General features: G+C 43.0%; 14 protein-coding genes and 1 pseudogene. 14 read left to right on the top strand and 1 reads right to left on the bottom strand.

Features of this window, described 5'->3' with window-relative positions; all coding sequences use genetic code 11:
* Positions 1–66: 66 nt before the first annotated feature.
* Positions 67–513, bottom strand: coding sequence for an OsmC family protein (locus CA600_RS02345; protein ID WP_094868732.1), 447 nt, complete (start codon positions 511–513; stop codon positions 67–69).
* A gap of 185 nt (positions 514–698) precedes the next feature.
* On the opposite strand from CA600_RS02345, the gene CA600_RS02350 reads away from it, so the two are divergent.
* The 14 genes and pseudogenes from CA600_RS02350 to CA600_RS02415 all read left to right on the top strand — a co-directional run bounded on the left by CA600_RS02350 (position 699) and on the right by CA600_RS02415 (position 22,085).
* Complete coding sequence (locus CA600_RS02350) at positions 699–1,340, top strand: formylglycine-generating enzyme family protein (protein WP_179281500.1); 642 nt, start codon at positions 699–701, stop codon at positions 1,338–1,340.
* Between the two features lie 140 nt (positions 1,341–1,480).
* Positions 1,481–3,262, top strand: a complete 1,782-nt coding sequence (locus CA600_RS02355) for a sensor histidine kinase (RefSeq protein ID WP_094868734.1) — start codon at positions 1,481–1,483, stop codon at positions 3,260–3,262.
* Positions 3,263–3,286: 24 nt separating this feature from the next.
* Positions 3,287–4,612, top strand: a complete 1,326-nt coding sequence (locus tag CA600_RS02360) for an extracellular solute-binding protein (protein WP_094868735.1) — start codon at positions 3,287–3,289, stop codon at positions 4,610–4,612.
* Positions 4,613–4,629: 17 nt separating this feature from the next.
* Positions 4,630–5,412 (top strand): response regulator transcription factor, encoded by a 783-nt coding sequence (locus CA600_RS02365; RefSeq protein WP_094868736.1) that lies wholly within the window; start codon positions 4,630–4,632, stop codon positions 5,410–5,412.
* A gap of 167 nt (positions 5,413–5,579) precedes the next feature.
* Positions 5,580–6,890 carry an ABC transporter substrate-binding protein gene (locus tag CA600_RS02370; protein WP_373455869.1) on the top strand — a complete coding sequence of 437 codons (1,311 nt, stop codon included), beginning with the start codon at positions 5,580–5,582 and terminating at the stop codon, positions 6,888–6,890.
* A 60-nt stretch (positions 6,891–6,950) separates the two neighbouring features.
* Positions 6,951–7,921 (top strand): annotated as a pseudogene (locus tag CA600_RS02375) (carbohydrate ABC transporter permease).
* A gap of 29 nt (positions 7,922–7,950) precedes the next feature.
* Positions 7,951–8,745, top strand: coding sequence for a carbohydrate ABC transporter permease (locus tag CA600_RS02380; RefSeq protein ID WP_373455870.1), 795 nt, complete (start codon positions 7,951–7,953; stop codon positions 8,743–8,745).
* Between the two features lie 26 nt (positions 8,746–8,771).
* Entirely contained in the window at positions 8,772–15,377 is a 6,606-nt protein-coding gene (locus CA600_RS02385; protein ID WP_094868738.1) for a GH92 family glycosyl hydrolase, read from the top strand.
* Positions 15,378–15,608: 231 nt separating this feature from the next.
* Positions 15,609–16,076, top strand: a complete 468-nt coding sequence (locus CA600_RS02390; protein WP_094868739.1) for a DUF6323 family protein — start codon at positions 15,609–15,611, stop codon at positions 16,074–16,076.
* On the top strand, positions 16,076–17,515 hold the full coding sequence (locus CA600_RS02395; RefSeq protein WP_094868740.1) for a DUF6179 domain-containing protein: 1,440 nt from the start codon (positions 16,076–16,078) through the stop codon (positions 17,513–17,515). The genes CA600_RS02390 and CA600_RS02395 overlap by 1 nt, the downstream gene beginning before the upstream one ends.
* A 129-nt stretch (positions 17,516–17,644) precedes the next feature.
* Positions 17,645–18,028 (top strand): hypothetical protein, encoded by a 384-nt coding sequence (locus tag CA600_RS02400; RefSeq protein WP_094868741.1) that lies wholly within the window; start codon positions 17,645–17,647, stop codon positions 18,026–18,028.
* Positions 18,015–18,500, top strand: a complete 486-nt coding sequence (locus tag CA600_RS02405; RefSeq protein WP_094868742.1) for a nitroreductase family protein — start codon at positions 18,015–18,017, stop codon at positions 18,498–18,500. Before CA600_RS02400 ends, CA600_RS02405 begins: the two co-directional genes overlap by 14 nt.
* A gap of 11 nt (positions 18,501–18,511) precedes the next feature.
* Positions 18,512–20,251, top strand: coding sequence for an ABC transporter ATP-binding protein (locus CA600_RS02410; protein ID WP_094868743.1), 1,740 nt, complete (start codon positions 18,512–18,514; stop codon positions 20,249–20,251).
* On the top strand, positions 20,238–22,085 hold the full coding sequence (locus CA600_RS02415; protein WP_256989692.1) for an ABC transporter ATP-binding protein: 1,848 nt from the start codon (positions 20,238–20,240) through the stop codon (positions 22,083–22,085). Before CA600_RS02410 ends, CA600_RS02415 begins: the two co-directional genes overlap by 14 nt.
* Positions 22,086–22,159 lie beyond the last annotated feature (74 nt).

Consider the following 22,159-nt stretch of genomic DNA (forward strand, 5'->3'; position numbering starts at 1 on the left):
AGGACTGTAAAGTTGCTTATGCAACCTCACAGTCCTATAAATTATGATAGCTAATCAATGGTTTGATTAATTTTCAATCACGATTCGGTTCAGCTTGAGATTCACCGGAGCAGCAATGGTGTCACCTACAGGGCATTTGCTCTCTAGAAATTGTACAAATTGTTCGACCTTCTCGGCAGGGGATGGGGTCTTTATGTAGAATGTATAGCGAATATCTGAATAGCCAGGGCGAACATCAGAACGGTTGAAGAATCCATCGAGATCCAAATCACCTTCAACATCTACTCTGAAATCTTCAAGCTCTACCTCAAATTTAGAGGCATAAACTCGTGCCACAATGGATTGGCAGGCCCCTAAAGAAGCAAGCAAAGCTTCAACAGGATTCATGCCTGTATCGGTGCCCCCAAGATTTTGTGGTTCGTCGATGACAAGCTCGAATTGTCTTGCTTTAGTAATGACCCTAACCCCATCTTGTAAATGTGCAGTAGCTTTGAAAGTTTGAACATTTGGCATTTGTCTACACTCCTTCTTCTGGGAAACCAATTAAGAGTAGATCCTTGGAATATTGTTTAATTCATAGTATTTTTCTAGGAATTGTTTAGATTATAATTCTATTCTTTACACCCTGTCAATACTTGATTATTTTATTGGAGGTAGATAAAGTGTCGGCTGATATGAATAGTGACTTGGATTATCCCATGGCTAGAATTCCAGCAGGAGAAGTAGAACTAAGGGACGATCGAGTTAAAAGTAGCTGGAGAGCAGAGATAAAGCCGTTTCTTCTAGCGCCTTTTCCTGTAACTATGGATCTGTATAATGTTATAACTAACAACGCTGTAACCGGAGAGCTAAAGCCCATTGTCAATATTTCTTGGCATGATGCCATTTCCTTTTGTAATCAATTCTCCCGCAGGGCTGGTTTGAAAGAAGCTTATGTTAGTAGCGATGATGGAGAACATATTATTTGGGATAAGGCATCTGATGGCTATCGACTTCCAACAGAAGCAGAGTGGCAATATGCATGTAAAGCAGGCACAACTAGTTATCAATACGGAGAGCTTGATAAGATTGCTTGGTATCATGATAATTCAGAGGGCGAACGCCATACAGTAGGGACGAAAGAAGCGAATGCATGGGGACTTTACGATATGCTAGGGAATGTTTGGGAGTGGTGCTGGGATTTATATGATGAACAAGTGTATGGCTCCTATCGCATTTTTCGAGGAGGGAGCTGGGCTGAGGAAGCCAGGGGTTGTGGAGCTACATGTCGTCGTCGCAGCCATCCAACATTTAGTGTAGATGATCTTGGATTTCGTCTTGCACGATCTTATGAACTTTAAGGAAGATCCTTTATCTCAGCATTGAAGATAAGGGTTTTTTTTGCATATATGAAAACAAGTCAATATCCGACAAAATCCTGTGTTGAGAAAACTATTTAAAAGTTGTACTATTGGAAGCGATTACATTTTAGCTGGATAAAATGGAGGGAGCGACTATCTTTTTACTTAATAGGCCTATTTCTATCCGAACGATGTTGCTTACTGTTTTTTTGCTCCTTATGTTGTTTCCTTTGGTTGTAATCACCTATATCATCTACGAGAAAGAAAATGAAATCTATCAGAAGCAAGTTAGTCAATACTTACTGCAAACGGTCAGTCAGACCCAGCGGGTGCTTGAGTCGGATCTTACGGAAATTGATAGACTTACCTGGCCGCTGCTTTATCAACATTCGCTCGATTTTCTGGATGCCTCATACAATACCCCTTATCTGCTTATGGAAGCGAATCAGAAGTTCAAAGAACTGGTCTATTCCGACCTGTTCAGAGGTCGATTGGATCTTATTCGCGCCGTATATTTGATTACCCCTAACAAAACCGTATTTTCATCTGACAGCGCCTTTCAAAATTACTCACAAGTCAATATCGATAACTATCAACATATCGTAGAGGAAGTTCAAAAGCATCCCTTGCAAATGAGCTGGTACAGTGATGAATGGGCTATCTACAGGGGCAAAAATGGCTTCGATACGCCGGTACGAAACTCAGTTACTGCAGCGCGACAGATAATCGACAGTAATACATCCGAAGTGCGGGGATACCTTTTTATACAATTAAACGATCGTTTTATTGAGGAGAATTTGGATAATATCCAGATTGGCTCAACAGGGACTTTAATCGTATCCGATGCAAATGGAGATGAGATCTATCAGCAGCGTTCACCTTTGCTTGATGAGCCTGATATTGCTGAAGCTGTAAATTCTTCTTCCTTGCAAGGGACGGGAGTCGTGAAGTTTTCTCAAAAATGGCTGATGGCCTACGATACGTCAACCGTTAGTGGATGGAAGATGACTGCAGTGGTTCCACTTGAAGAGCTGATGCGACCCAATCTTAAAATTCTACAATATTTGCTGGTCATGGGTGGGCTTGGAGCGCTTATTTTCACTATTATTTCAATTCTAATGGCCACTGCGATCTCAAGGCCTGTAATTAAGCTGGCCAAGCTGATGCCGTTTCTTTCCTTTGATCAATTGCATGTAGAAGAGATTCAGGGCTCCATTCAGGAAATCAGCATTCTGCAGCGAAATTTTAATCGGTTAATGCTTCGGATTCAACAACTTATTCAAGAGAATGAGCAGCAGGAGAAGGAAAAACGCGAGGCTCTACTTCAAGCACTACAGATGCAGATTCAACCCCACTTTCTGTACAATACTTTGGATACCATTTATTGGATGTCTAAAAAGTATAAAGCCGATTCCATCAGCAAGCTTGTCACCGCACTGGGTCGATTTTTCCGGTTCACATTAAATGCGGAGTCAGAATGGACAACAGTGCAGAAGGAGATGGATCATATTGAAAATTATTTGTTGATCCAGTCCTTCCGTTACCGTGACAAGCTGCAGTACGAGATCACTTTAGATCCTGAGACTTTGAATAGCCGGATTATGCCGTTAATTTTACAGCCAATTGTTGAGAATGCGCTTGAACATGGCATATCCAAGATTGGCGGAGGTGGAAAAGTAACGATCAGGACATTCAAGCAGGAGAACCGCGTCTATATTGCGATACACAACACAGGTGAGAAAATCGATATGGAGCATGTGAAGCTGCAATTTGATCATGCCAACAGTGAACATTTAGGGCTGCGGAACGTACAGAAACGCATCTCTTTAGCATTTGGCCCGGAATTCGGATTACAAATCGAAGCAGACGAGGTTGAAGGAACAGTGGTGACCATATGTATTCCTTTCGAAGAATATCATTAATTCGGATACAGAGGAGTTGGAAACGTGAGCCGCTGGAAATTTAATAGGTTAATTATTATTTCTTTTATACTGTTGCTTGTATGGGCGTTTAGTGGATTGATTCTTCTGGACTTGGACACGGATGTTACAGCAGTACTTCAGGAACCCTCCAAAAGAATCAAAGTGTTGATCCGTACGGGCACTGAGTCCGCAGCATTACGCCAGCTCCTCACACCGTTTGAGGAAGAAACGGGCATAAAGGTTGATTTTGTTGAATTGGGGCGAGAGGGTTATTTCACGTTTGTAGGAACCCAATTGCTAGCGGGCTCGGACGATTTCGATATCGTATTCGTGCCCAATACTTCAATCGCACAGTTCGCGTCAGCTAAAGCGATCGTACCGCTGGATAATTACATCTATCAAGCACAGAGAACAGATCCAGAAGGAATGGACCTGAATGATTTTTTGGCTGTCTATAAATATCAGGATTCTATCTATGCGCTGCCTACGGATATCAGTACACATTTTTTATATTACCGCAGTGATTTGATCCCTAATCCCCCTGAAACTTGGGATGAAGTATATGAGCTTGCAAGGAACTTCTCGCAGCTTGAGAATCAACAATCGCCGACAAAGTGGGGGTTAGTCATGCCGGCCATTGTGCCGGAGGAGAGGTCGAAAATTTTCGCCTCCCTGTTGTGGTCATTTGGTGGTGACTTTCTGGATGAGGATAGCGGAGAAGTGCTGCTGGATTCGAAATCTTCGATCCAAGCTGGTGATTATCTGGCACGTCTTATTCGCGAGAAAATTATTCCTGACGATTTGTTATCTTGGGATTTCGTTAAAACAAGAGATGCGCTGTTATCTGGAGAAGTTGCGATGGCTGCTCCATATTGGAATTCGTCTTACCCAATGATCAAGTCGAGCGATAGTCGTTATAAAGATGTCATTAAAGTTGCTTTGCTTCCTGGAATGAGAGATGAGCAGGGAGTAGTAAAACATATCCCATTCCAGCATGGCTGGACCATGGCGATGAATTCCAGTTCCAACAATAAGGATTTGGCGTGGAAGTTTATCGATTATTCTACGGGTAAACGGGGTGGACGAATTTATACGCTTGCCGGGGGTGTACCTGCCAGACGTTCACTGCTCAGTGATCCTAATCTTCAAGAGAAACGTCCAGATTTCGCATTAATTCTAGATTCGATGAAATGGGCCAAGAATGAACCATCGATTACCTATTATCCAGCTATGGTGGATACCGTGGAAAGGGCTTTGGCCAAAATCGTAACACTTTATGAGGAGCCAAAGGATGCTTTTCGGGAGGCAGCGATTGAATTGCGTCGATTGGGCGCACGTGCCAATAAATAATTAGAGGTGGAGCATAAATGACTAATACAACATGTCGGGCAATGATTATCGATGATGAGGCTTGGATTCGTGAAGGATTAAGTGAGCATATCGAATGGGAGAAGCTTGGTATTGAGTTGGTCAAAGTTTTTCAAGATGGAAATGAAGCGCTAGATTATCTGGAAAAAGATTCGACCGATATCCTTCTGTCCGATATTCGTATGCCCAATATGACAGGTCTTGAGCTGGTAGCTCGGTTACGCGAGAAGGCGAGGAATGATCCCTCCAGTAAATTATCACAGATTAAGGTTATTTTCCTCAGTGGTTATGGAGATTTTAAATATGCTCAGGAGGCCTTGCGACTGGGAGCTGTGGATTACCTGCTTAAGCCCGCGGATGTGGAAGAAATTGAAATCGCTCTTATGAAGGCTAAAGCCTTGTGCAAGCAGGATGGCGAGGAATCATCTGCGCTTACGGCAGTTGAACCGGTAGAGGAACCCAGCTCTTATCTAATCAAAAAAGCCCTGCAATTTATCCAAGTACATTATGCGGAAGATATTTCATTGTCACATATAGCGGGGGAGCTGTTCGTGACTCCCAATTATCTCAGTCGCTTATTTCGTCAAGAGAGCGGGCAAGTGTTCAGCGACTATTTATCCCGAATTAGAATGGACAAAGCATATGCAATGCTGGTCGACAGCAATTTGAAAATTTATCAGATTGGAGAAGCCGTTGGTTATCCCAATCCACGTTACTTCAGTGAATGGTTTCAGAAGAATGCAGGCATGTCACCAGGAGATTACAGAAAAAGAAATGCATAGAGCCGGGGGGACTTAGGGTGAAAAAGCGGAAGAAAAGATAGAATCACCACATTATTTCAATCCTTTCAATCCATTAATATGAGTAGTGTAAAGCGTTTACAATACGGTGGATTGAAAGGGGTAATCAAGTGAAACGCAAACTGGGTCTAATGCTTACAACTGTAGCCATGGGCGGTATGCTGCTGTCGGGTTGTGGTGGCGGCAATTCGAATCAATCATCTTCCGCTTCGCCATCTCCATCTCCAGAATCAACCTCATCTAAAGTGGAATCCACTCCTGCACCGGCTAAACCTGAAGAAAAAAAGCAGGTTGAAATTTTCAGCTGGTGGACCGGAGCAGGGGAAGAAGCGGGTCTTAAAGGTCTGATCAAAGAGTTTCAAGGTAAGCAGCCGGATATTGAAGTGCTTAACTCAGCGGTATCTGGTGGAGCAGGAACGAATGCCAAAGCAGTGCTCGCCAGTCGAATGCAAGGCGGAGATCCACCGGATGCCTTCCAGGTTCATGGCGGCTCGGAGCTAAACTCCGGTTGGGTAGCAGCCGACAAAGTAATTCCTCTTAACGATTTGTACGCGTCAGAAGGCTGGATGGATAAGTTCCCGAAAGATCTGATTGATCTTGTCAGTCAGGATGGGAATATCTACTCGGTGCCCGTTAATATCCATCGGGGAAATGTAGTGTTCTATAACAAAAAAATATTTGACGACAACAATTTGAAAGCTCCAACCACCTTTGATGAATTCTTTGCAGTTGCGGATGCGCTTAAAGCAAAAGGAATTGTGCCGCTTGCTCTAGGGGATAAAGAACCGTGGACAGCAACAATGGTGTTCGAGAATATCCTGCTTGGAGAACTCGGGGCAGACGGCTACAAGCAACTATGGACGGGAGAACTTTCTTTTGACGACGCTAAGGTTAAGAGCTCTTTAGAGACATTTAAGAAAATGATGACCTATATCAACAACGATCACGCTGCACGGAACTGGCAGGATGCCGCCCAATTGGTTGCTAAAGGGGATGCTGCCATGAACATTATGGGGGACTGGGCGAAAGGTTACTTCACCACAGATCTTCAACTAACAGCAAACAAAGATTTTGGCTGGACGCCGACGCCTAATACATCAGGCATGTTTATGGTCATCACTGACACATTCGCGATCCCTAAGGGTGCTAAGAATGAAGCGTCGGCGAAAGAGTGGTTAAAAGTTCTAGGTTCTGTCGAAGGCCAGGATGTGTTTAATCCGCTGAAGGGCTCCATACCTGCACGGATCGATGCTGACAAAAACAAATATGATGTTTATGGGCAACAGACGATCGAGGATTTCAAAGTTAGTAAACTAGCTCCTAGTATGGCGCACGGTTCTGCTGCGCCAGAAGGCTTCACCACACAAGCTAATCAGGTCGTTAATATTTTCGTAACGAATGGAGATGTCGATCAGGCCTTAAAAGCTCTGAAGCAGGCGCAAAGCACAGAAATCAAGTAGAACAGTAAGGGTCAGGACGTTCTGCTTGCGTTCCTGGCCCTCCTTCTTAGGAGTGAAGATATGAGTGAAATAACAACTGCCGAGCTTCCTATTCAGCCTTCCCCCAAGCCTCGTAGAGGCTGGAATCTCACGAAAAGTCTTCCTATTCTAATGATTTTGCCCTCATTGATTGTTATTGGTATCTTTGTATACGGATTTATCGGCAGAACGGCTTTTGTATCTCTGACTGACTGGAATACATTGGTGAAGACTAATCATTTTATTGGCCTTGATAATTATCGTTTTTTGTTTCAGGATTTCCGTTTTCAGTCTGATTTACGGAATACGTTGGCATTCACAGTACTATTTATTGCCTTATCATGTTCACGGGTCTTTTTCTTGCTAGAATGGTAGATTCGAAAATTCATGGGGAAGCCTTTTTCCGAAATGTATTTATTTTTCCAATGTCATTATCTTTTATCGTTACAGGCGTGGTCTGGCAGTGGATCCTTTCTCCTAAAACCGGAGTCAATCTGATCCTTAGTGGGTTAGGGCTTAAAGATGTACCCAACTGGTATGTAAGTACAACCATCATTCCTTCTTTACATCTAGGACAAATTCAATTTGGATTGCCGATCGCAGTAATCGCTGTTGTGATCGCTGCCGTCTGGCAAATGACGGGATTTGCCATGGCGATGTATTTGGCTGGCTTACGGGCGATCTCTGATGACTTGCGCGAAGCGGCACGGGTGGATGGCGCCACAGAAGGGCAAATTTTCCGCAAAGTGATTATTCCTCAGTTGAAACCCATCTCTATGAGCTTGATTATTATCTTGGCACATATCTCTCTGAAAATATTTGACTTAATCTATGCGATGACAGGCCCAGGAGCTATGTTCGTTACCGATGTTCCCGGTATGTATATGTTCGAGACCACCTTCAGAGGGAATCATTACGCTCAGGGTGCAGGAATCGCGATTATTATGCTGCTGTTTGTCTCTCTCTTCATTGTCCCTTATTTAATTTCCGGTTTCAGAAAGGAGAGACCTTAACCATGGCCAAGTCACGGTTCAATCGAACCATGAAATATATCCTATTAACTGTGCTTGCTGCGGTCTTTCTGGTTCCCGTTTATGTCATGCTGGTTACGAGTATCAAAAGCTTGAATGAAATTACATTGGATCAAATGTGGAAGTTGCCTTCTGCACTAAATTTCTCGGGTTATCGTGAAGCTTACAATAAGCTCATTCCGAATCTGATCAACAGCTTTTATTTGGCCATTCCCGCAACATTAATCTCCTCTTTATTGGGTTCAATGAATGGTTATGTGCTTTCTAAGTGGCGTTTTAAAGGCTCAGATGTTCTCTTCGCATTAATGTTATTCGGTATGTTTATTCCCTATCAAAGTATTCTCATTCCATTAATTCAGTTTCTGCAATCGATTGAGCTCTATAATACAATTCCGGGTTTGATTCTTGTGCATGTGGTATACGGGTTGCCGATTTGTACATTGATGTTCCGCAATTTCTACGTAGGCATTCCTAACGAATTGTTGGAAGCAGCGCAAATTGATGGCAATGGCTTTTTCGGAATCTATAAAAATGTAATCTTCCCGCTGTCGATTTCCGGTTTCGTGGTGGTGGGAATATGGCAGTTTACGAGTGTATGGAACGAGTTTTTGTTCGCGGTCACGCTCACATCGCAGAAGCAGCAACCCATCATGGTGGCTCTACAAAACTTGTCCGGAAGCCAGATTGTGGAGTGGAATGTGCAGATGGCAGGTGCGTTACTTGCCGCGTTGCCGACGTTGCTGGTTTATATTTTCCTAGGAAGATACTTTATTAAGGGATTGCTTGCGGGTTCAATTAAAGGCTGATATTTCTTCATTGGAGGGTTGTGTACATGAATAAACGCCGATTTAGGGTTTTGTTCACTATTGCTTCTACAGTCTCTTTACTGATAGGGAGTATTCCCATTTCACCGATCGAAATAGCCAATGCTGCGCCCACTGTTGATGCTACGAATTTCTTCAGTTCTTTTGAAGCCAGTGACGTGAAGCCCATTGAGAATACCACAGAACTAAACGCAAATAAGGAAAAAATGACTTTTGGTGTGGATGGAAATCTACCTTTTACAGGAATTCAAGGGGATATTACAAAAAATATAGTGGATGTTCAGGTTAACGGTGAAAATCCTCCCAACGAAACGAAAGATAAATTGATAGATGGTACAGAAACAACCAAGTGGCTGACCAGAACCTCAACCGGTTGGATAAAGTTCAAATTGCAGGCAGCAGATACCATAACCAAATATGCCTTAACCTCAGCTAATGATGCGAATGGGAGAGACCCGAAAGATTGGAAACTCTATGGCTCTAATGATGATGCGACATGGACATTATTAGATACGCGAACGGATGTGAGTTTTCCGAACCGTTACCAACGTCAAATCTATGATATTCCAAATCAAATTACTCCATATTTATATTATAAGTTCGATATTACCAAAAATAATGGGGAAAGCTTGTTGCAGCTAGCGGAAATAGCTTTATCTAATGGAATAGACCAGCCAGAGCCAGTCTCCGTAGACATGAAAGCTTCTGTTACTAACGGCCCGACAAGCCTATATACCTCTAAAACAAGTACGGGTTGGACGGGTTTAAAAGCGATCACAATCTCTGGTACGAATACCGTGAACGGAAGAGCATATGCGTACAATAAAATTTACGATACAGATATCCTAGTAACTCCTTCTACAGAACTCTCCTATTATATTGCGCCGGAGTTTACAGATAAAGATCAGACGTTATATACGAGCACCTATACATCGGTAGATTTATTCTTCGCAGACGGGACCTATTTGCATGAGCTAGGTGCGGTAGACCAGCATGGAATCAAACTCAATCCTCAAGATCAAGGGAAGTCTAAAACGTTATATAATAACCAGTGGAATTTCAAAAGCGCTAAGATCGGCGATGTAGCTGCCGGAAAAACCATCCAACGGATACTGATCGCTTACGATAATCCCGCTGCTGAAAAAGGAACAGGGTTTAAAGGAACGATTGACGATATTAAAATTGAAGGGAATCCCGTTGAGAGCTCTCACTCACGACTTTCAGAATATGTAAATATTCTTAGAGGGACACAATCGAACGGCTCCTTCTCTAGAGGCAATAATATTCCGGCTGTTGCTGTCCCGCATGGCTTTAACTTTTGGATTCCAAAAACAGATGCCGGATCAGATTGGGCTTATGCCTATAACCTGAATAATAGTGCCAACAATCTACCTGTTATTCAAGCCTTTGCGATGAGCCATGAGCCAAGTCCTTGGATGGGTGATCGTCAGACCTTCCAGGTCATGCCATCCGATACGGCAGGTACACCTAGCGCGAATCGTACAACACGGCAACTGGAATTTAAACATGCTAATGAAACAGCGAAACCATATTATTACGGAGTTACTTTTGAAAACGGTATCAAAACGGAGTTTACACCTACAGATCACGCTGCGATGTTCCGGTTTACTTTTACAGGCAACAGCTCCAACCTGATATTTGATAATCAAAGCAATAGTGGTGGAATGACTCTAAATGCGGATGGATCGATTCAAGGTTATTCAGATCAAAAGAGTGGCAATTCTAATGGCGCTACACGTATGTTTTATTATGCAACATTCGATAAGCCTGTAGTAGCCAAAGGAAATCCTACCGCAAACGGTGGAGGAGCTAACGTATCTCGTTACTATAAATTTGATACTACAACCGATAAGGTTGTGGAGATGAGAATCGCCTCTTCACTACTTAGCGTAGAACAAGCAAAAAACAACTTAAATCAAGAGATTACAGCTCAAGACTCCTTTGACAAGATTAAAGAGAAAGCACAAACGCAGTGGGATCAGCTGCTTGGAATCATTCAGGTTGAAGGAGCAACGGAGGATCAGTTAGTAACTTTATACTCCAATCTATATCGACTCTACTTATGGCCGAACTCTGCATATGAGAACGTTGGCAGTGCTGGGAATCCAATATACAAGCATGCTAACCAATCTGCAACGGGAACTTGTAGTGGAAGTACTGAGACGGAAACCTGTGCTCCGATAGTTGAAGGGAAAGCTTTTGTGAATAATGGCTTCTGGGATACTTACCGCACAACTTGGCCAGCTTACGCATTGCTGACCCCATCTAAGGATAGCGAACTAATCGATGGATTCGTTCAGCAATATAAAGACGGTGGCTGGATCTCCAGATGGTCCTCTCCGGGTTATGCGAACATTATGGTGGGCACCAGTGCGGATGTTGCTTTTGCTGATTCGTATTTGAAAGGGGCTACAGATTTTGACGTGCAGAGCTTCTATCAGGCTGCGCTTAGGGATGCGGCTACCAACGCTCCTAACGCTAATGTAGGACGCAAAGGGATGAATACCTCTGTATTTAATGGATATACGAGTTATAACAATCTGGGAGAAGCCATGTCTTGGGCGATGGACGGATATATCAATGATTTCGGGATTGCTAATCTGGCTAAAGCGTTAGCCGAGAAAAATGATACCTCTGATCCCTATAACGCTCATTACAAAGACGATTATCAATATTACATCAATCGCGCTCAAAACTATGTCAATATGTTTAATCCTAATCTGGGCTTTTTTAATGGACGTTCTAGTAATGGGGAATGGAGAGATACGGCAGCTAGCTTCAATCCAGAAGCTTGGGGCGGAGGCTCAGGAGACTACACCGAAACGAATGGCTGGAATATGGCCTTTCATGTGCCCCAAGATGGGCAGGGACTAGCCAATTTATATGGTGGTAAAGAAGAACTAAGCAACAAGCTGGATGAATTCTTCAGCACTCCAGAAACGGCGAAATACCCGGGAACATACGGCGGTTTAATACATGAAATGAGAGAAGCAAGAGATGTAAGGATGGGGCAGTACGGACATAGTAATCAACCATCCCATCATATTCCTTATATGTACAACGATGCCGGGGAGCCATGGAAGACACAGGAGAAGGTTCGAGAAGTGCTTGACCGGTTATATATCGGCAGTGAGATCGGTCAAGGTTATGCTGGAGATGAAGATAACGGTGAAATGTCGGCATGGTATATTTTCAGTGCGATGGGCTTCTATCCGTTGAAGATGGGAAGTCCAGAATATGCGATTGGAGCACCTTTATTTAAAAAAGCAACGATCAATCTGGAAAATGGTAAGCAAATCGTTATTAATGCTCCAAACAATAGTAATACCCATAAATATGTGCAGAGCTTAAAGCTCAACGGAGTGGATTACAGCAAAAACTATCTGCTCCATTCCGACCTATTAAATGGTGCAACACTTGATTTCGATATGGGTGCAACGCCTTCGAAGTGGGGGAGTGGAGATGATAATGCTTCACCATCACTCACCACTGGCACTGACGTACCACGTCCTATACGTGATCGTACTGATAAGTTGATTTCCCAAGGTTTAGGGAAGGTCACGGATAATGCTGGAACCTCTACGGTTTCTCTGAAGAATTTGTTTGACAATAATTCAGCCAGCACGGTATCGATTAATAGCACAAATCCTACTATTCAATATCAATTTACCGCAGGTCCAGAGAAGATTAGTATGTATACCTTGACTTCTTCCGGCCTCGGAAGCGAAAAGAGCGATCCCAAGAGCTGGGTGCTCAAAGGTTCAAACGATGGGGTCACTTGGGACACCCTTGATGCTAGAAAGGATGAAAGCTTCCAGTGGCGCCAATATACGCGTGCTTTTGCAATCACTGGTGAAGCAGAGTACTCTCGCTACCAGTTAGAGATTACAGAAACGAACGGTGGAACTAGTACAGCATTGGCCGAAATCGAGCTTTTAGGCAATGATGTGAGTGATGAGAACGCGGTTGCTATCGCAATGACCTCATTACAGCTCGGGGATGTAAGTCATATCACAACAGGAATTGAGCTTCCGAAATTTGGTATGCAGGGAACGACACTTACCTGGAGCAGCGCTGACACTTCGGTTTTAAGCGATAAGGGTGAAGTCGTAAAGCGTCCGGATGTCGGTCAACCAGATCGAACAGTCACCTTAACAGTGATAATAAGCAAGGGAGCTGTTAGTCAGACTAAGACCTTTGATGTTGTTGTAACGGCATGGAGCAGAAATGATCTACCCCATGAAGTAGACTTCTCAACAGGGCTGGAAACAGGAGATATACTACCGGCATGGAACAACTTCAGGCTAGAAACACACAATGTTAATGGATGGTGCTGCAATATCGGTGGGATGGAATCCAAAGCCGGCAGCGTGGATATTGATCAAGAACAAGGAATAACGAATTCTGCTTTATTGTATTCAGGCAACGTAACGGTTACCGAAGCTAGTTATTCTTATAATCCGGTATTCGAAGCTGGATTTGTGATTGAGCCCTCCACGGTGCTCACATACAGAATTCATCCAGAAGGACCTGATGCCATTACACAGCTTGAGCATAAAAGAGAGCTAAGTGCCTATATTTCGATGGACATCTTGTTTGATGATGGAACTTATCTGCATGATCTAAACGCAGTGGATCAGAATGGAACCCCTCTGAATCCACTAGCTCAGGGTGAGGTATTAAAGCTGGATACCTGGAATACCGTATCTGCTAAGATCGGAGAGGTTGCCGCAGGTAAAGTTGCCGACAAAATCCTCATATCATTTAATGCCACAGGACATACCGGTGATTTTCGAGGGTACGTCGACGATATTCGGATTTATCATTTAGCAGATGTACCTTATGGAACAGATGCTACGCTCAGCGGGATCTCAATGGATGGAACAGGTTTACAAGAGTTCGACAGCAACAAGGATACCTATGATATTATTTTACCAGCCGGTAGTGAAATCGTTCCTACGGTAACAGCTACAACATATGATCCCAATGCGACGATGATTGTGACTGCTGCGGATCATTTACCGGGCACGACAACGATTGAGGTAACAGCGGAAGACGGCATCACAAAGCTTAGCTACAGAATTAACTTTACGGTCCAGGAGCAAGAACCGGAGCCAACGAAAAACAGTGACGCCACGTTAAGCGGCATTATGATCGACGGTACAGCCTTGGCAGGATTCGATAGCAGCGTGGATACGTATGAAGTTGTTCTGCCTGCGGGTACTGTAAACGTACCTACGTTAACCGCCAATCCGACGGATTCGAAGGCAACAGTGAATGTGACGGCCACGGATCGCCTGCCGGGAACTTCGGTGATCGAAGTAACAGCAGAAGACGGCAGTACGAAGTTCTTTTATAAAGTAAACTTTACGGTTCAATCCAGTCCTTCAAACCCGGAACCGTCCAATCCAAATCCTTCGAGCCCTAGTCCGGGAGGGAATACATCTACAACAACACCTCCTACTGAAGAAAAGGGTAAGGTAGGTGAGGTGACAATTAAGCCGGCACAAATTGTCCCCATCAACGGAACTGCAACTCTTGAGATGCCAGCTGGAACTAAAGAATTAATACTTCCTTCCGATACCTTTAACCTACTAGGCGATAGCAAGCTGGAAGTGAAGCTGGATAACTTCACGATCGTTATTCCTGCCAAACTGTTTAAGCAGCTAAGCGGCGAGCTTAGTGCAACGGATCTGCAAAACAGCAGCATATCTTTAAAGCTGACGTCACTTACACAATCTGAAGTGAATGGAGCGATGGCTGCAGGCAAAAATACGATGAATGCAGATATCCGTTCAGCCGGGCAAGGATATGATGTGAGTCTGGCGCTGATCGGCAAAGCTGGAGTCATAACAACGCTGGATAAATTCGATCCGCGCATCACAATTCGGTTCCATTTGGACCCTTCGATCCTTTCGCCATTAACGGGTATTTACTTGATTGGGAATAATGGATTACTGGAATATATTAGTGGGATAAGCGCTGATAACAACATTGTTGGCGAGATTAATCAATCTGGTAAGTATATCGCTCTTGAGCTGACAAAGAAATTTGCTGATGTACCTTCTACACACTGGGCTGCTAACATCATTAAAGAATTGGCGGCGAAGCAAATTATTACGGGTACATCATTGACTAGCTTCCAGCCACAGCGCAGTGTGACTCGTGCTGAATTTACTGCACTGATTGTCAGAGCGCTCCAGCTGAAGGGAACAAATGATACAAGTGAACCAACTTTTACAGATATCAAAGCAACCGATTGGTATGCGAAAGCGATCGCGGTCGCAGTAGCAGAGGGCATTGTAAAAGGTAAAGGTACTTCCAGATTTGATCCAACGGCTCAGATAACGCGTGAGGAAATGGTTGTCATGATCATACGTGCATATGAGGCGGTTAAAGGGAGCAAGGCCGAAGGTTCAAGCCGTTTGTTTACAGATGCAGCGCAAATTGCAGCATGGGCTGCCGATGATGTAAATGCGGCTGTATCACTGCGATTGATTCAAGGGCGTGATTCAGGCAATTTTGATCCGAAAGGCATTACGACTCGTGCGGAGGCAGCTCAAGTGATCTATAATTTGTTGGAAATTTTCTAACTGTTATTAAGATGGGCTGCGTAATTCATTAAAAAAGAAGACTTCTGATACATTCAGAGGTCTTCTTTTGTGATGTTTTTGTTGACAAAATAAGGAATTAACAATATATTATATATGCGAAAATAATTTAAATATTATAACACAATATTATTGTGTTGTCAACTACTGTTTTCGGAGCATTTAACTGTTTTCTCAAGGATATTCAGCAAAAGTGGTGGGGGGAGGGGAATTATGTTTTTATCGCGAATATTCAATTCCTTAAATTCTTCTATAGAGGAACTAGCGGTGGTTCAGATCCTTGAACTAAATGAGAAAACAAAAGAATATGGACTTATTTTAACACCTGATGAAGTACGGCAAATGATGAATACCAGAAACCAGGTGCTTAACAACTATGGACGTGTGGAACTAAGTATAGAGGTCACCAAGGAGATCATTGAGTTATTTTCCGCTTCTCCCTATATCAATGAAGACGACTATCTTTTCACATTAAATGAGCTTCACGAAATTTTTTACTATATAAAAAATGAAACCGAAGAGAAGATCGGTGACTGTAGGATGATCGAGATGATGAGAGAGCTTTTTGACGGAGATTGCGGAGGTTCTCTGAATTTACTGAAAAGTAAGCTTGAGGAGTACGCAGAAGTCTTCAGAAGTGAGATACAGCTATATGAGGCTCTTGAAGGGGATGATGACTAATGGGATCGATGAATTACAACGATTTTCAAACATTAGTTGAGCGAGGAATCATTGAAAGAAAGAATCTCAAACAAAATCAGTATACGGTGTCCTTATTAAACGAAGGACTTCGTAATGGATTGCTGAACCGTCAGGAAATTTACAACATCCAAAATAGGCTCATGCTCGTCCTGCAGAATCTGATCAAACGCTACACTAAAGGAGAGAGTTCTTCAGTTCCCACGGAAACGGCAGAAAGTCTTCTAACTTCCATGTTATACGCAATTGATGCCTATTTCCTTAGCTTGGGAACTCCAGAGAAGGCAATGACTTCTCTAAAAACGGTTGATATACAAAGTAGCTATGAAAAAGGAATCGAGACTGTAAGTACATGTTTTGAAGAATCGAAACAAATTTATAAACTAGTCAAAGAAGATAAGCTGAATGTTCCGGTTGACGCCTATAATATGACCATTAATGAATCCTTGCCTATTTTTATGAAGAAATACAGAATTATCTTTGATGCTCATAATACTATGGCAAGTATTGATTATCCGCTTGCGATCGATGATATGCGTTTTCAGGGCGTCTTTTACATTAAACAATATTTAGAACGTCTGTATATGGAAACGAAATTTTGTCAGTTGTTCAGCCAAGGTGATCTTCTCAATACGTTGGAGAGTTTTGGAAAAATGTGTAAATTTGATTACCGGATCGAATTGTTTAATATTTATGAATTGATGTTGAATAGTGCTGTTTTTTCCGTTTTATCAGGTGGAAATACAGGTCAGGTTAAGATTTCGGCTTATCAATTTGAGCAAATAGAACGGTTATTAACTCAAGTGACTCCAGATCGAGTGGATATCATTGTTGGCGAAGCAATCAGAAGTCTTCTGAATGATCTGAATATCAGCGATCCGAGAATGAAAGATTACATGAATTTACACAGGAACCAGATGGTGCAGCGGATCGTCAATGCAGCTAATTCCTGCAGTTTGCAGGGACTCATTATTACCCAGCAAGAAGAGAGAATTAAACCTGTTGAATTTTCTTTAAACCTAAAAGATCGCTTGAGTGATATTAAACTACGAAAATTGTTGGTTGACGTCACGCAAATTGATAAGAAAGATAGAAAAGCCCAGCTCATCAAATTCAATCTGAATTCTCTTCACGATTATTTGGATGTTTTTGAATCGGATAGTCTTTACGGAGATGAATATGAAGCGTTATTCGTACTTTTCGGCGGCATGGAGTTGACAATCTTGGCTAAGGTTGTTTTTTACGAAGATCTGCGGACCGGATTTTTGAGTTTTCAAGCAATGGTATCAGAACATGCCGGAAGCGAAGAGGAATGGAAGAAGCACTTCATTGAATTTATGCAGAGGTTAAGCCCAGATCGACTTCAATCCATTGAGAAACTCATCCATATGATTGATTATGAAGAAATTAATTTCTATTGATCTGATCAAAGACAAACATTAAAAGTAAGTATGGTGTTCCAAAATAACTTGACAGATTTCATTTGCACGTATACATTTGTATACATAAGCGACTCGTATACATATGTATACAACAAAGGAGGGTTTAATATGCGTGATGGACATTTCGGAAAACGCGGCCATCGAGAACATGGGGAACAAAAAGACCGTGGTGAGCATAGAGATCGTGAGCATATGGGCAGACATGGGATGGATTCTATGGATGGTCCCCCAAAAAGTGCTCAAACTTTTCGTCGCGGCAGAGCTCTAGCATTTTTGGAAAAGCTTAATGTGAATCGAGCCACTTTACAGCGGCAGCTGCAAACACCGGAGCTGGATTCGATCAAGCAAGTGATTAGCGGTGAACTGAAGGCAACAGAAGCGATCATTGAAGAGTTTATTCATATTTTTCAGATTCACGAAGTAACAACTGAAGAGAAGACGGTTTGCGATACTAAAAAAGAGGAGATTGATCCTGAAAATGAAAACCATTGATCTTATTAAAACACGTAGAAGTATTAAGCAATTTAAGGCAGATTCCATTCATGAGGATGATTTATTGAAATGGCTGGAAGCAGCTAGTTATGCTCCAAACCATCGTATGAATGAACCTTGGGAACTCCTATTTATCGGGCCTGATACGAGAGCTAAATTAAAGCATAAGACGAATTTTGGAAGCGCTCCTGTCGTTCTTGCTATCTTATCTAAACCTGGTGCAACAGCGTTTGAACGTGACGAGAATGTTATGGCTGCCGCTTGTTTCGCACAGAACTTTTTATTAGCAGCACATGAAGTGGGGGTTGGTGCCTATTGGGCTTCTTTAGGTGCTTTGCCTCATAATCGTGAAATTCTAGGTGTTCCGCAAGATTACGATGTGATTGGACTATTTGGTATTGGATATCCAGAGGAAGTTCCAAATGCTAAGCCAAGAACACCGATGAAATCAAAAATCACATATTTATCTTAAAAGGTGATGGAATGTGGAAACTTAAGAGTTACTTAAGGCCATATTGGGTGTGGTCTGTGTTAGCACCACTTATGATGATGATCGAAGTGTCTATGGATTTGCTTCAACCTACATTAATGGCGAGCATTGTGGATCATGGGATTATGACGAAGGATGTATCACATATATATTCGACTGGATTGATCATGCTTGGAGTGGCATTGATCGGTCTATTGGGTGGGGTGGGCTGTACCGTTTTTTCAAGTATCGCCTCTCAAAATTTCGGTAATGATTTACGGATCAATCTGTTTGAACATATTCAGAAATTCTCAAATAAGAATCTGGATCAATTGAAGACAGGTTCGTTAATTACTCGTTTAACAAATGATGTGGTGCAGCTACAAACCTTTGTCCAGATGATTTTGCGGAATATCCGATCTCCATTGCTATTGATTGGTAGTTTGGTGATGGCCATCCGGATTAGTCCTACGTTGACGCTCATTCTTGTCGTTGCCATGCCATTGCTGGTTGCCATATTGTATGGGTTAATTCGACTTTCTTTTCCTTTGTTCGAGAAAATGCAAACTAAATTAGACGGAGTCAATACCGTATTGCAGGAGAATTTATCGGGCATCCGTGTAGTCAAAGCATTTGTTCGTGGCAAACATGAAGAGAAACGGTTTAATACAGCCAACAAGGATTACACAGAGACTGCGATAAAAGCGGTACGCCTAATGTCATTAAATATGCCGCTCATGATGCTAGTGCTCAATGCAAGTATTGTAGCTGTCCTTTGGTTTGGAGGGGCGCAGAGCTGGAATGGCACGCTTCCGGTAGGTCAGTTGATCGCCTTTATTAACTACATCACCCAACTATTGATGTCCATGTTAATGCTGAGTAATATGCTCATATTCTTCTCGCGTGCAAAAGTCTCCGCAGATCGGGAGAATGAAGTGTTGTCCACAATCAGCGAGATTACAGAAGTAACCGATGCTAAGAAAGATGCTATATCTAACGGTCGAATTGTATTTGACAACGTTTCCTTTGCCTATGACCCTGCGGATGAGAACCTTGTGTTAGATCGCATCAATTTCACTGCTGAGCCAGGTGAAACCGTAGCCATCCTTGGAGCCACTGGTGCTGGTAAATCAACCTTGGTTAGCCTCATTCCTCGTCTTTATGATGTATCCTCTGGATCTATTACGATTGATGGTTCCGACACTCGGCAAATTTCTTTGGAACAATTGCGTCGCAGGATCGGTTATGTTATGCAGCAGGCTATTCTGTTCAGTGGAACAGTCCGGGATAATATCCGCTATGGCAGACCGGAGGCTACAGATGAAGAAGTGGAACAAGCAGCAATTGCCGCTGAAGCGCATCTTTTTATTATAGAACTTCCAGAAGGCTATGATACAGTGCTTGGTCAAAGAGGGATTAACTTGTCTGGTGGGCAGAAGCAGCGGCTTTCGATTGCAAGGGCTTTGTTAATACAGCCAACAATCCTAATCATGGACGACAGTACTAGCGCCCTTGATGCGGCGACAGAGTCGCGAATTCGACAAATGTTAAAAACACGGCTACATAGCAGTACAAATATTTTAATAGCTCAACGTGTCACCTCTGTGATTGATGCGGACCGCATATTAATTCTAGAAAACGGTCGAATCGCTATACAAGGTACACATGATGGACTTATGAGCAGCAGTGAAATATACAGAGATATCTGGAAGTCGCAGATAAAGGGGGAGGAGATGCCTTATGTCAAAGTCTAATAACGGCATGAACACCACTCCTTTCAATCGACCAGGCGGATTCGGCCCAGGACCGGGATCAGGCCCCGGACGCGGCGGCGCTGTACCAATCGTCCGCGCCAAGAATCAAGCAAGTACGCTTAAACGCATCTGGACTTACTTGAATCGCCAACGGTTCGGGTTAATTATTGTGTATGTATTTACGGTGTTGAATGCACTTCTTTCATTGATCGGACCGTATCTCATCGGTAAAGCGATTGATACTGCGGTTATTCCGCATGATTATCATGGTCTTGTGCGGTTTTGTATTCTACTTATTGGCATTTATGGGTTAGGTAGTGTAGTTGCTTGGGTGCAAGCATACGTCATGACATCTGTTTCACAGAATACCGTATTTGAGCTGCGTCGTGATCTGTTCAGCAAGTATCAGCAGCTACCTATTAAGTTTTTTGACACACGAGCTAATGGAGAGCTGATGAGCCGGGCAACGAACGATATAGAGAGCGTATCCAGCACACTCAATCAGAGTGTAACCCAGTTGTTAAATAGTTTGATTACGCTAAGCGGTTCGCTCGTTATAATGTTCATGCTGAACGTTCCTTTGACCGTAGTTTCACTAATCACAATTCCGCTCGTACTACTGGCTAGTCGTAAAATTATAGGTTTAAGCCGAACTTATTTTCGAAATCAGCAGCGGCATTTAGGTGAACTGGGCGGGTTTATCGAAGAAACCATCAGCGGACAAAAAGTGGTCAAACAATACAATAGAGAAGAAGCGGAAGTTAAGCGATTCCGCAAAATCAGCGGAGAGCTGAACAAGGTCAGCATTAAGGCACAAATCGTATCTGGACTAGTGGGACCCGTGATGAACATGATTAATAATCTTGGATTTGCGATCATAGCCGGGGTTGGGGGCTGGATGGCCTTCCATAACATGGCTACAGTAGGTATAATCGTTAGCTTCCTTACCTATTCCAAACAGTTCGGTAGACCCATTTCTGATCTTGCTAACCAGTACAATTTAATCCAATCTGCAATTGCCGGAGCGGAGCGTGTGTTTGAAGTTTTGGAGATGCCGTCCGAATATGGGGATGAAGAAAGTGAGAATCTGCCAAGGCTAAAAGGGGAGGTTGTTTTCCAGGACGTTTCCTTTGCTTACAAATTGGATACACCGATTCTGTCTGGAGTTACGTTTGAAGCCAAACCTGGGGAGAAAATTGCGCTTGTTGGCCCAACAGGAGCAGGTAAAACAACTATTGTTAACCTGCTGAGTCGTTTCTATGATTTGAACGGAGGTGCCATCCGGATTGATGGCCGTGACATCCAAGAGGTAGATAAAAATTCACTTCGTAGTCAGCTAGGGATGGTGCTGCAAGATGCGCATGTATTCTCGGGAACCATTCGTGAGAATATTCGGTTTGGCCGACTTGATGCGACCGATCAAGAGATTGAGCAAGCTGCGCGGCTAGCCAATGCGGATGCTTTTATCAAAAGATTGCCGCATGATTACGAGACCCTTCTTAATGCAGAAGGTAGTAATCTTAGTCATGGACAGCGCCAACTGTTAACAATCGCTCGCGCAATTTTAGCTGATCCTGCCATATTAATTCTTGATGAAGCAACCAGTAGCGTAGACACACGTACGGAAATGCACATTCAACAGGCAATGAAGAATTTGATGAAGGGTCGAACAAGCTTTGTAATTGCCCACAGGCTTAGTACGATTCAGGACGCAGATCGTATACTCGTGATCCAGGGTGGAGGAATTGCTGAGCAAGGAAATCATGAGGAGCTTCTTGCAATGCAGGGCGCCTATTACGAGTTATACAATACCCAGTTCAAACGAGCGATTTAAAGAAATAATTATATGGCTGTTGAAAAAACACTGACTTGGATCAGTGTTTTTTTGTTAGAGAGGTGACCACAGAC

This window comes from Paenibacillus sp. VTT E-133280 (assembly GCF_002264385.1).
Classification (GTDB): domain Bacteria; phylum Bacillota; class Bacilli; order Paenibacillales; family Paenibacillaceae; genus Paenibacillus_AQ; species Paenibacillus_AQ nitricinens.

Bases quoted from the DNA above. Each gene is read 5' to 3' on its own strand.
- CA600_RS02410 (WP_094868743.1), top strand. From the start codon at position 18,512: ATGTGGAAACTTAAGAGTTACTTAAGGCCATATTGGGTGTGGTCTGTG.
- CA600_RS02345 (WP_094868732.1), bottom strand. From the start codon at position 513: ATGCCAAATGTTCAAACTTTCAAAGCTACTGCACATTTACAAGATGGG.
- CA600_RS02395 (WP_094868740.1), top strand. From the start codon at position 16,076: ATGGGATCGATGAATTACAACGATTTTCAAACATTAGTTGAGCGAGGA.
- CA600_RS02365 (WP_094868736.1), top strand. From the start codon at position 4,630: ATGACTAATACAACATGTCGGGCAATGATTATCGATGATGAGGCTTGG.
- CA600_RS02355 (WP_094868734.1), top strand. From the start codon at position 1,481: ATGGAGGGAGCGACTATCTTTTTACTTAATAGGCCTATTTCTATCCGA.
- CA600_RS02390 (WP_094868739.1), top strand. From the start codon at position 15,609: ATGTTTTTATCGCGAATATTCAATTCCTTAAATTCTTCTATAGAGGAA.
- CA600_RS02350 (WP_179281500.1), top strand. From the start codon at position 699: ATGGCTAGAATTCCAGCAGGAGAAGTAGAACTAAGGGACGATCGAGTT.
- CA600_RS02385 (WP_094868738.1), top strand. From the start codon at position 8,772: ATGAATAAACGCCGATTTAGGGTTTTGTTCACTATTGCTTCTACAGTC.
- CA600_RS02370 (WP_373455869.1), top strand. From the start codon at position 5,580: ATGGGCGGTATGCTGCTGTCGGGTTGTGGTGGCGGCAATTCGAATCAA.
- CA600_RS02400 (WP_094868741.1), top strand. From the start codon at position 17,645: ATGCGTGATGGACATTTCGGAAAACGCGGCCATCGAGAACATGGGGAA.
- CA600_RS02405 (WP_094868742.1), top strand. From the start codon at position 18,015: ATGAAAACCATTGATCTTATTAAAACACGTAGAAGTATTAAGCAATTT.
- CA600_RS02380 (WP_373455870.1), top strand. From the start codon at position 7,951: ATGAAATATATCCTATTAACTGTGCTTGCTGCGGTCTTTCTGGTTCCC.
- CA600_RS02415 (WP_256989692.1), top strand. From the start codon at position 20,238: ATGTCAAAGTCTAATAACGGCATGAACACCACTCCTTTCAATCGACCA.